Source organism: Plasticicumulans sp., from assembly GCF_035331805.1.
Taxonomy (GTDB): domain Bacteria; phylum Pseudomonadota; class Gammaproteobacteria; order Competibacterales; family Competibacteraceae; genus Plasticicumulans.
Genome location: NZ_DAOLKE010000168.1, coordinates 1 through 7,701 on the forward strand (window position 1 = coordinate 1; position 7,701 = coordinate 7,701).

Annotated in this window: 8 protein-coding genes and 1 pseudogene; 7 read left to right on the plus strand and 2 right to left on the minus strand. The window is 71.2% G+C overall.

Annotated elements, in window-relative coordinates; translation table 11 throughout:
- Positions 1–1,974, minus strand: coding sequence for an APC family permease (locus tag PKE44_RS12065; protein ID WP_324551484.1), 1,974 nt, complete (start codon positions 1,972–1,974; stop codon positions 1–3).
- An 82-nt stretch (positions 1,975–2,056) separates the two neighbouring features.
- Between PKE44_RS12065 and PKE44_RS12070 the strand changes: the two genes are divergently transcribed.
- Positions 2,057–3,007 carry a glyoxylate/hydroxypyruvate reductase A gene (locus tag PKE44_RS12070; RefSeq protein ID WP_324551486.1) on the plus strand — a complete coding sequence of 317 codons (951 nt, stop codon included), beginning with the start codon at positions 2,057–2,059 and terminating at the stop codon, positions 3,005–3,007.
- 203 nt (positions 3,008–3,210) lie between these two features.
- Entirely contained in the window at positions 3,211–3,882 is a 672-nt protein-coding gene (locus PKE44_RS12075) for a hypothetical protein (RefSeq protein ID WP_324551488.1), read from the plus strand.
- Between the two features lie 42 nt (positions 3,883–3,924).
- On the opposite strand, the gene PKE44_RS12080 is transcribed toward PKE44_RS12075, so the two are convergent.
- Complete coding sequence (locus tag PKE44_RS12080) at positions 3,925–4,245, minus strand: hypothetical protein (RefSeq protein ID WP_324551490.1); 321 nt, start codon at positions 4,243–4,245, stop codon at positions 3,925–3,927.
- A gap of 221 nt (positions 4,246–4,466) precedes the next feature.
- On the opposite strand from PKE44_RS12080, the gene msrA reads away from it, so the two are divergent.
- The 5 genes and pseudogenes from msrA to ureC all read left to right on the plus strand — a co-directional run.
- Positions 4,467–5,126, plus strand: coding sequence for a peptide-methionine (S)-S-oxide reductase MsrA (msrA, locus tag PKE44_RS12085; protein WP_324551492.1), 660 nt, complete (start codon positions 4,467–4,469; stop codon positions 5,124–5,126).
- 467 nt (positions 5,127–5,593) lie between these two features.
- The gene (locus PKE44_RS12090; protein WP_324551495.1) at positions 5,594–6,433 is read left to right on the plus strand and encodes an urease accessory protein UreD; all 840 of its coding nucleotides are present in this window, start codon (positions 5,594–5,596) and stop codon (positions 6,431–6,433) included.
- A gap of 80 nt (positions 6,434–6,513) precedes the next feature.
- Positions 6,514–6,816, plus strand: a complete 303-nt coding sequence (gene ureA / locus PKE44_RS12095) for an urease subunit gamma (RefSeq protein ID WP_324551497.1) — start codon at positions 6,514–6,516, stop codon at positions 6,814–6,816.
- 149 nt (positions 6,817–6,965) lie between these two features.
- Entirely contained in the window at positions 6,966–7,271 is a 306-nt protein-coding gene (locus PKE44_RS12100) for an urease subunit beta (RefSeq protein ID WP_324551499.1), read from the plus strand.
- A 1-nt stretch (position 7,272) separates the two neighbouring features.
- Positions 7,273–7,701, plus strand: a pseudogene (gene ureC / locus PKE44_RS12105) (urease subunit alpha); the annotation flags it as partial.

Below are 7,701 nucleotides of genomic sequence, written 5' to 3' on the forward strand. Positions count from 1 at the left end.
TCAGACCTTCAGCGGCACGATGACCATCTGCCGGCCGTCGAGGTGCATGCGCCGCTGCATCGACAGCGCGGTCTGGTTGTGCAGCATCGGGCCGAGCCAGGAGTCGGAGGCGAAGATCAGTTTCGAGGCGAAGCAGACGCTGTTCGGGAAGTCGTCCATGACCTCGACGGTCAGCCGGTGCAGCTCCTCGACCGGGTCGGGGCCGAAGGCGGCGCGGGTTTCGGCGGCGATGTCGTTGCGGGCGCAGACGCGCACGAAGTAGTGCAGCGAGTTCTCGGTGCGCAGCCGCAGCGAGCGCAGCGCGTTCTGGCCGTTGACGGCGCCGGCGTCGACCTCGCCGACGGCGAGGAACACGCAGTTGCGGAAGTGCCCCGGGAACATCCGGAACACCCACAGGAAGGCGTGGATGGCGATGCCGCGGTTCTGGCCGACCAGGAAGATCGCGGTCGCGGCGCTGCGGTCGACCTTCGGCGGGCGCGGTTCGTCGTCCTCCTCGGGGCCGAGCGGCGGGGCGAGCAGCGCATCGACCTTGCGCAGTTCGTCGCGCACGGCGTCGTAGTGGCGGCGCACGACCGCGCAGAGTGCGATGACGGCGCTGGTGATCAGCACCGTCACCCAGCCGCCCTCGGCGAACTTCTCGACCGTGGTCACCAGCAGGATGCCGGAGGTCAGGCAGCAGGCGGCGAGCGCGAGCGACAGCCGCCGCAGCCAGCGCGGGTCGTCGTGGCGCTCGCGCCACCAGTGGCAGACCAGCCCGGCCAGCGCCAGCGACAGCGTCAGGAACACGTTGATCGTGTACAGCACGATCAGCAGCGACACCTCGCCGCCCGACCACAGCAGGATCACGAAGGCGCCGGCGCCCATCAGCACGACGCCGTTCTGCGTGACCAGCCGCGCCGACAGCGAGCGGAAATGCCGCGGCACCCAGGCGTCGGCGGCCATGTTGCCGAGCATGCCGGGGCCGCTGTAGAAGCCGGTGTTGGCGGCCACCAGCAGCAGCCCGGCTTCGAGCAGCAGCACCAGCCACAGCAGCAGCTGCTCGGGCAGCGTGTCGCCGACCTGCCAGGTCGAGATCAGCGAGCGGAAGGTCACGGCGTTCAGCGTCTGGCCGGCGACCGGCTCGGCGGCCCACAGCAGGTACAGCAGGATCAGGCCGCCGGCGGTCATCGCCAGCGTCAGCGCCATCAGCCCCATCGTGCGCTTGCCGTTGCGCACGCGCGGTTCGGCGATGCGGTTGACGTTGTTCGAGATCGCTTCGAGGCCGGTGTAGGTGCCGCCGCCGAGCGAATAGGCCTTCAGGAACAGGCCGGTGACCATCAGCCAGCCGACGTCGGCGGTCAGCGAGCCGGTTTCGGCGACCGAGGCGCGGATCAGGTCCGGCAGCTGGCCGGCGTGGGCACCGATGCCCCAGATGAGCAGGCCGCCATGCACGAGCACGAAACCGAGCGCGATCGGCAGCAGCACGCGCATGGTCTCGCGGTAGCCGCGCAGGTTCAGCAGCACCAGCAGCAGCAGCAGCGTCAGCTCGATGTAGCGCTTGGCGCCGCCCCAGCCCGGCGGCAGCAGCGAGAACAGCGCATCCATCGACGCGGCGATCGAGATGGCGATGGTCAGCACGTAATCGACCATCAGCGCCGCGCCCGACACCAGGCCGGCGCGCGTGCCGAGCAGCTGCGTGGCGACCTTGTAACCGCCGCCGCCGCCCGGGAACAGCTCGATGACCTGGTTGTAGGCGAGCGCGATCACGAACACGGTCGCGAAGGTCGCGACGGCGAGGTACAGGCCGAGGTGCGTGTGCTGGCCGAGCGCGAGGAAGGCTTCCTCGGGGCCGTAACACACGGATGAAAGACCGTCGGCGCCGAGTCCGGCCCAGGCCAGTACGGTCAGCAGCGCCGTGCGCCGGCGCGCCTCGGCGACCAGCGGGTCGCGCGGCGCGCCGACGACGAGTTCCTTGAGTCTGGCTGTCAGCGACATGCGGTGATCCCGTGCGGGCGTTCGGCCCCCTAGACTGGCCAGTCTATCAAGCCGGTCCCGGCCGCCGGCGAGGACGCAGGTCATGCAGATCCTGTTCTGTCACCCGAACGCCGCCCCCGGCGAGGCCGAGCGCTGGCAGGCCGGACTGACCGCGCGGCTCGGCGCGGCCGGCCTGGGCGTGCCCGGCTTCACGATCCGGACGCCGGAGGTTGCAGCGCCGCCGGCCGATTACGCGCTGCTGTGGAATCCGCCGCCGGCGGCACTCCTCGGGCAGACGCGGCTGCGTGCGGCCTTCGCGCTCGGGGCCGGCGTCGATGCGCTGCTCGGTGCCGATGTGCTGCCGCCCGGCGTGCCGCTGTACCGGCTCGAAGACGCCGGCATGGCCGCGCAGATGGTCGAATACGCGCTGCACGCCGTGCTGCGCTGGCAGCGGCGCTTCGACGAATACGAGGCGCTCGCGGCGCGCGGCGAATGGCGGACGCTGACGCCACGGCCGCGACCGCTGATCGCCGTGCTCGGCCTCGGCGCGCTCGGCGGCGCGGTGGCTTCCGCCTTCGCCGGACTCGGCTATCGCGTGCGCGGCTGGAGCCGTTCGCCGCGGGCGCTGGCCGGCGTCGAGGGCTTCGCGGGACCGGAAGCCCTGATGGCCTGCCTCGATGGCGCCGGCGTGCTGATCGACCTGCTGCCGCTGACCGCCGGCACGCGCGGCCTGCTCGATGGCCGGGTGTTCGCGCAGCTGATGCCCGGGGCGCTGTTCGTGAACCTCGCGCGCGGCGCGCACGTGGTCGAGGCCGACCTGCTGGCCGCGCTCGCCGGGGGCCGGCTGTCGGCGGCGGTGCTCGATGTGTTCGGGCAGGAGCCGCTGCCGGCCGGTCATGCGCTGCGGGATCATCCGGAGGTCACGGTCACGCCGCACATCGCGGCGCTGACGCGCATCGACGCGGCTCTCGACAGCATCGCCGCCGCCATCACGGCGATCGAGGCTGGCGCCACGGCCGTGCCCGGTCGCGTCGATCCGGCCCGCGGTTACTGAGCAGCACCGGCGGCGCAGCGTCCGGCTGGCAGCGCTGACCCAAGGTCTGCGGCCGCAAGGCCCGGGCCTGCGTGCAGCCGGTCCGGATCACAGATCCTGCAGGCATGAGGCGGGGCGGATTACGCCATCTGCCGTACGGAATGGCCGGCAAATCGTATTATTCTGTGTCGCGTTGCCACGGATGGATGAGAGGGACATCCGCCATGTATCGCCTGACCAAGCTCCAGCGCATGCACGAGCTGTTTTGTGCACGCCGCACGCCGATCACCATCGACGGACTGATGCAGGAACTCGGCTGCAGCCGCGCGACCGTGCTGCAACTGACCGAACTGCTGCGCGATCGCATGGGTGCCCCGCTCGAACACGAGGGCGCCGAGTATCACTACCGCCGCCCCGAGGCCGACGACTACACGCTGCCGGCGATGTGGCTGAACGCCGCCGAACTCGACACCGTGCTGCAGTTGCAGGCGCTGCTCGGGCCGATTCCGCCCGGACCGCTGGCGCAGGCGCTGGAGCCGCTGCGCCGGCGGGTGGCGCGGCTGGTCGACCTGCAACCCGGCGTGAGCGGTTCGGCGTGGCGGCGCATCCGCGTCAGCGAGCCGGGCGCCCGGCGCGTGCAGCCCGCGCACATGGCCGCCATCGCCCAGGCCGTGCTGTCGCGCCTGCGCCTGCGCCTGGAAGGCGAGTTCATCGCCGGCGAATACTCGCCGCAGTACCTGTTCCACTGCCGCGGCCGCTGGCTGCTCGATGCCTGGCATCACGGCGCCGAGGCACGCCGCACGATCGCGCTCGAAGAAATCGCGGCCGCCGGACTGCTGGACAAGCCGGCGGTCGACATCGAGGAAGACGAGCCGCCGTTTGCCTGCCTGCTCTGAGCCGGCGCCGCGTCTGTGCCACGGCGGTGGCGCCCGGTCCGCTCAGCGGCGCCAGTAGCCCGGCTCGTAGCGCCAGCCGCGCGGCGTATGCACCCAGACCGGTTCGACGTAGTGCCGGTGCGGGCGTGCCTTGACCCAGTGCCCGGCCCGCCAGACGTGATGACCGCGATACCAGCCCCAGTGACCCGGCACCCACACGTGGCCGGGGCGCGCGCCCGGGCGCCGCTCGTAACGCGGCGGCGGCGGGGCGTCGCGGATGATGATCACGGTGTCCGCGCCCGCCGGCAGCGGTGCGAGCGCGAAGCCGCTGCCGGCGAGCGCGGCGAGCAGCGGCAATACGGGCAGGCTTCGATGGAGCTTCATGGCAACGACTCCCGATGGCACGGTGAGGCGTTCACCGCACCGGAATGGGACCGGATTCGGGTGTCCGGGTTTTCACCGGCGCGCAACGCCGTGTCACGTCCGCGGTACGCGCAGGGCCGTGCCTGCGTCCGCTGCGCCCTTGCATGCGTAAGCCCCGGACCCTATTGAAGGGCGACCCCGGACATCCCCGCCGGGGCGAACCGTCCGCGGAGGACTGCATCATGTTCGGATTCGGCAAGAAGCTCACCCTGCCCGGTGCCGGCGAGGCCCTGCCCGGGCGCGAGGTCGCGATGCGCGTGCCCGAGAAGCACTACGTCAACGGCCACGCGCTGCGCCCGCCGTTCCCGGAAGGCTTCCAGCAGGCGATGTTCGGCCTCGGCTGCTTCTGGGGCGCCGAGCGCCGCTTCTGGCAGCAGCCCGGCGTCTGGAGCACCGCGGTCGGTTACGCCGCCGGCCTGACGCCGAATCCGGGCTACGAGGAGGTCTGCTCGGGCCGCACCGGCCATGCCGAGGTGGTGCTGGTGGTCTGGGACCCGGCCGAAACCCGCTACGAGGCGCTGCTGAAGACCTTCTGGGAAGCGCACGACCCGACCCAGGGCATGCGCCAGGGCAACGATGTCGGCACCCAGTACCGCAGCGGCATCTATGCCTTCGATGATGCGCAGCTCGCGGCCGCCGAAGCCTCGAAGGCCGCCTACCAGCAGGCGCTCGATGCGCGCGGCCTCGGCACGATCACGACCGAGATCCGCCCGGCACCGGTGTTCTATTACGCCGAGGCCTACCACCAGCAGTATCTGGCCAAGAACCCGGGCGGTTACTGCGGGCTGGGCGGTACCGGCGTCGCCTGTCCGATCGGGCTGGACGTGGCGGCCGGCGGCTGACGGACGGACTGCGCAGTCCGGCGTAATCCGCTGACGCACAAACAAAAGGCCGGGCTTTTCGGGCCCGGCCAGATACCACCACAGGAGGAGAACATCCGGAGATGTCGCGTTGCAGCGTAGGCAGGCATGGTGCGCTGCGCAAGAGCGGTCTGCAGGGGTCAGAATCCATACCCGAGTGCCTGTCTCGGATAAATACATGAATAAAAATTAAGTTTTGAATTCCGCGAAATCTGCGCGCCGGTGCAGTTCGCACTAGGTAAACGAAAGTTCATCGACTGTGCCGCTCACGGCGGCGGCGCCCCGGGCCGGATCAGGGGCTTGTCGCGGACGGCCCGAAACGTGTATCAGCCGGCGCAGCCCTGTCGTGAGTCCTGTCCGATGCCCGATGCCCTGATCCGCAACCCCGGCCCGCCGGCCCCTGACGCTGCCGGTGCCACCCGTCACCGGTCTGAAGCGGCAGGACTCGCATGACGGCCGCGCTGCGCAGCGATGTGGCCGGTGGCTGGCAGGCGCGGCTCGAACTCGGCTTTGCGCCGGTCGCAGCGCGCACCGCGCTGGTGCACAGCGCCCATCGCGGCCCGCTGCGCGTGCAGCGGCCGTTCCATCCCGAGGCGGACGGCAGCTGCCACGTCTATCTGCTGCACCCGCCGGGCGGCGTGGTCGGCGGTGACGGGCTCGCGCTCGACGTGCAGCTCGCCCCCGGTGCCCGCGCGCTGCTGACCACACCTTCGGCGAGCCGCTTCTACCGCAGTGCCGGCGCGCGGGCGCTGCAGCGGCAGCTGCTGCGGGTCGGCGCCGGGGCGCGGCTCGACTGGCTGCCGCAGGAGACCATCGTCTTTGACGGCGCGCGGCTTGCGAGCACGACGCGGCTGGAACTCGCCGGCGATGCCGCCGCCTGCGCCTGGGAGATCGTCTGCCTCGGCCGGCCGGCGGCCGGCGAGGGCTGGACGCACGGCGAGGCGCGCTTCGGCTTCGAACTCTGGCGCGACGGCCGGCCGCTGCTGCTCGAACACACGCCGTGCCGGCCGGGCTCGGCGCTGGCGCGCGCGGCCTGGGGCCTCGGCGGCCACGTCACCTTCGCCACGCTGGTTGCGACCGGTGCCTGCAGCGAGCGGCTCGCCCGGCTGCGCGAATCGCTCGGCAGCGCCGATCGGCTCGGCCTCACGCACTGCGACGATCTGCTCGTCGCCCGCTATCGTGGACCCGATGCCGCCGAGGCGCGCCGGCTGTTCACGGCGATCTGGCGTGACTGGCGCACGGCCGGTGGCGGCGAAGCCCCGGCCCCGCCGCGCGTCTGGGCGACCTGATCGCGCCGGCTGACGTTTGCACGCCGTTTCCCATCACATCCCTGATTCCCCTCACATCCCTGACGCGGAGAGCCCGAACCATGGAACTCACTCCCCGGGAGAAGGACAAGCTGCTGCTGTTCACCGCCGGCCTGCTCGCCGAGCGGCGCCGGGCACGCGGCCTGAAGCTCAATTACCCCGAGGCCGTCGCGCTGATCTCGTGTGCGCTGATGGAAGGCGCGCGCGACGGTCGCAGCGTTGCCGAGCTGATGAGCTGGGGCCGCACGCTGCTGACGCGGGCCGACGTGATGGACGGCGTCGCCGAGCTGATCCCCGAGGTGCAGGTCGAGGCGACCTTCCCGGACGGCACCAAGCTCGTGACCGTGCATCAGCCGATCGTCTGATGCCGGTCCGGCGCTGAAGCCCGGTTTTCCCCTGTCCCCAGCCCCTGCCCCCGCGAGGGGGAGGGGGTTTCAAGGCGGCATGGCTGGTCGGTCTGACACCGCGCATCCGCCCCCGCCCCGATCCTGCGTTCCCGAGGAGTGCCGCGACGATGATTCCCGGTGAAATCCTGCCCGAAGACGGCGACATCGAACTGAACGCCGGCCGGCCGAGCGTCGTGCTCGCGGTCGCCAACACCGGCGACCGGCCGATCCAGGTCGGCTCGCACTACCACTTCTTCGAGACCAATCCGGCGCTCGATTTCGAGCGTCCGCTCGCGCGCGGCATGCGCCTCGACATCCCGGCCGGCACCGCCGTGCGCTTCGAGCCCGGACAGACGCGCGAGGTGACGCTGGTGGCCTACGCCGGCGAGGGCCGTGTTTACGGCTTTCGCGGCGACGTGATGGGGGAACTCTGAGATGGCGCGCATCAGCCGGCAGGCCTATGCCGACATGTACGGCCCGACCACGGGCGATCGCGTGCGCCTCGGCGACACCGGGCTGCTGATCGAGATCGAGGCCGACTACACCGTCTACGGCGACGAGGTGAAGTTCGGCGGCGGCAAGGTGATCCGCGACGGCATGGGCCAGTCGCAGCTCACGCGCGCGCAGGGCGCGGTCGACACCGTCATCACCAACGCGGTCATCGTCGATCACTGGGGCATCGTCAAGGCTGACATCGGCCTCAAGGACGGGCGCATCGCCGCGATCGGCAAGGCCGGCAACCCCGACGTGCAGCCGGGCGTCAGCATCGTCATCGGCCCCGGCACCGAGGTCATCGCCGGCGAGGGGCTGATCGTCACCGCCGGCGGCCTCGACACGCACATCCACTTCATCTGCCCGCAGCAG